At 68.6% G+C, this 2,806-nt stretch carries 4 protein-coding genes; all 4 read left to right on the top strand.

What is annotated here, in order from left to right; genetic code table 11:
* Window positions 1-311 precede the first annotated feature (311 nt).
* The gene (locus G6R25_RS23115) at window positions 312-821 is read left to right on the top strand and encodes a restriction endonuclease (RefSeq protein ID WP_235949484.1); all 510 of its coding nucleotides are present in this window, start codon (window positions 312-314) and stop codon (window positions 819-821) included.
* Window positions 818-1,051, top strand: coding sequence for a hypothetical protein (locus G6R25_RS23110; RefSeq protein ID WP_136449219.1), 234 nt, complete (start codon window positions 818-820; stop codon window positions 1,049-1,051). Before G6R25_RS23115 ends, G6R25_RS23110 begins: the two co-directional genes overlap by 4 nt.
* A 986-nt stretch (window positions 1,052-2,037) precedes the next feature.
* Entirely contained in the window at window positions 2,038-2,424 is a 387-nt protein-coding gene (locus G6R25_RS23105) for a hypothetical protein (protein ID WP_163554552.1), read from the top strand.
* A gap of 185 nt (window positions 2,425-2,609) precedes the next feature.
* The coding region (locus tag G6R25_RS23100) for a hypothetical protein (protein WP_205447390.1) at window positions 2,610-2,806 on the top strand (197 nt) is incomplete at its 3' end.

Raw genomic sequence — 2,806 nt, 5'->3', positions numbered from 1 at the left:
GGACTGGCCCTCGGCGGGGCGTTGGCATGTCATCTGCCAGAAAAGGACCCGCGGACCAGGTTGCAACCCTTCATAGTCAGCGCATGGTTCGTCGGGGTTCTTCGACTTCGGATCACCGTCCAAGTGCTCGCCGTACTCGCCGTACTCGGGCCCGTCGAGCGCGGGGGCGTTCCTCCGGGTTGTCTTCGCCCGGCGGACGGGTGTTTGCCTGGCTGGGAGGGGCGGCACTCGCCGCTCTGTTCTTCGTCGACCTCGTCCAGGGGCTCGTCAGCGCGTGGGGTTGGTGGACGTTGTCACTCGGGGTTTCCGTGGTGCTGGCAGCCGCCGGGGTCTGGTTTGGGTTCCGCGCTAACAAGATCCGCCAGATCCGGAGGGCGGTAGAGGTTGCTGTTGTCGATGTCCTGAGCCCGGCTGAGTTTGAACGTCACATCGCCGCCCTGCTGACCCGCGATGGTTGCCTGCAGGTGCGGGTGGTAGGAGGCCGGGGGGACGGTGGGGTGGACGTGCTTGCTCGTACCCCGGGCATGGCCCGGATCGCGGTGCAGTGCAAGCACTACCCCGGCCGTGCCGTGGGTCCGTCCGCGGTGCGGGACTTCAACGGCTGTGCGTGGACGGACCACGGTGCCGATGTCGCATTGCTGGTTACGTCTGGCCGGTTCACCTCTGCAGCTGCGGACTTCGGGCGGCGCCACCGCATCCAGATGGTCGACCGGGAGCTGCTGGCCCGGTGGATGGTCGGTGAGCAGATCCTGCCTGGTATCCGAGCACCCTGGCGGCGCCGCACCGATGCCTTGCCCGCCTCGGAAGAAGCCCCGCGATGATCGTCTTATTTGTGTGTGTCGTGCTTCTGCCGTTGATGGCGGGGCTGTACTGGCTGTCCCGCTGTGGTGCGGCGAGTGGCACCGGACGGCTGTGCCGCCGCCGCCGTCGGGGTCTTCTCAGCCGCTGCTACGACCATGGGTTTCAGCCGATCGCGTACGGTGACTTTCTTGCGATCGGGTTCTTTGCCCTCGCCTATGGCGGATTTCGCTTCTACAAGATCCTCAGCTAGGCCGGTCTCGGGCTGCCGCCTAGCCGGGATCCCAGGATTCGATCAAGCTCGCACGTTCAACCTCCCGGAACGTCCAAGCCCCCTGCTGGGCCTGTCCTCGGCGGGACGTTGGCATGTCGGCCACCGGCCCCAGCCGGGCGAAGAACTGGATGTCAGCGGGGGGCTTCGCCGGGCCGGCCGGGCCGGGTTGCAGCGGGCCGGAAACCGGGTTTCCTCGCGCGCGCACGCGTAGGGCCCCCCGCCGGGAAACCAGGAAACGTGGAAACCTGCAGGTCAGAGCGGTTTCCTCCAGGAAACTGCCAGGAAACTGCAACCCGCTGTTTCCTGGGGTGCAACCGGTGCCGCAGACGGCTGCAACCACCCCGCCGCCGGCGGCGAGGGGGATGCGACGGTCAGCCGACCGTCCTCGGCCCGGGAACGTCTAAGCGCCCCGCCGGACTGCTCCGACGGGGCGCTGTGGCTTCCTCTGGGCTGTCGTGCCGCTAGGCAACTGCCACGGGCGGCTCGCCCTCCTCTGGCGAACCTTCGCCGGCCTCCGCCTGCTCACGCTTCCGCCATAGATCTGTCCGGGCCCCGGGGCCCGGACGGTTCTCCAGCCATGCACGAACGGTCGACAGCTTCCAGCGGGGCCGACGTGACGACGTCTGCTGATCAGGCTTGGGCAGGTGCCCAGAGCTCCTGTAGGCGCGCGCCGTGTCGGGCGAGATGCCGGCCAGATTGGCTATGTCTGTGTAGTCGAGTAGTGGCTCAAAGTTGTCGATGGACTCTCGCATAACCGACGACTCTACTTGGTTGACCTATTGGGGTTAGGTGTGTAACGTTCCGCCCCGCAACCGAAAAACGCCCCCGGACCGGCTGCCAGGCCGACCCGAGGGCTAACGGATCACCTGATAGCAACAGGAGCCCGCTATGAGTAATCCTTCTCTGCCTGCGCGCGGATCTACGCCGCAGGCTTCGTCCGCCGCTGCCCGTCTGGGTGGTGTGGCATGAGTGCCCGCCGTCCGGGTCGGATCACGGTCACGGTCGACCATCCCGAGAAGATCTTCGACCGGGTGATCCTCGCCGCCCTGCAGGCCGGCCGTCGGGTGACCGCCGACGAAGAGTTGGACGTCCGCCGCCGGCACACCACCGAGCTCACTACCGGGCCGGCTGTCTGCTGCCGGGCATGCGGGTTCGCACTCACCGTGCAGCACCAGGACTGCCCGTCGATCGTCCTGGTGGACGCTCGCAGCCTGCGGATCGCCATGACCGTCATCCCGCTGGCGCCGCGGCGGCGGTGTACCCGATGCCGGGGTCAGCTGGACGTGACGCCGTCGGGGCCGCTGTGCCCGGTCTGCGACGGCCAGGATGATCTGTTCGGTGGTGCGGCATGACCGCCCACCAGCTCCCCGCCGACAGGCCGTCCGAGCCGGGTTGCAACCCGCCGGAAATCGGGGTCCCTCGCGCGCGCACGCGTAGGGCCCCCTCCGCCGCCCCTGCCTGCAACCTGCAACCGTGCAGGTCGGAGGCGGTTGCAGGGGTGGTTGCAGGGGTCAACCAGCCAGCCCGGGTGCAACCAGTGCAACCGGCGGCTGCAACCACCCCCGAACAGGCCCCGCAGACCCCCTCCAACCCGGCCTCCGTGCGGGTCTGGCGGGCGACGTCGGCAACGGCGGTGACGGTCCTCGACGGCCTGTCGCCGGCGTGCGCCCCGTTCGCCGGCTGGTGGGATGCGGAGGCCGGCCGTCGCCGCGAGTTGCGGACCCCGGAGCATCA

Origin of the sequence: Candidatus Frankia alpina (genome assembly GCF_902806485.1) — a bacterium.
Lineage (GTDB): Bacteria > Actinomycetota > Actinomycetes > Frankiales > Frankiaceae > Frankia > Frankia alpina.
This window is presented reverse-complemented; position numbering and strand designations above follow the sequence as displayed.

Bases quoted from the DNA above. Each gene is read 5' to 3' on its own strand.
- G6R25_RS23110 (WP_136449219.1), top strand. From the start codon at position 818: ATGATCGTCTTATTTGTGTGTGTCGTGCTTCTGCCGTTGATGGCGGGG.
- G6R25_RS23105 (WP_163554552.1), top strand. From the start codon at position 2,038: ATGAGTGCCCGCCGTCCGGGTCGGATCACGGTCACGGTCGACCATCCC.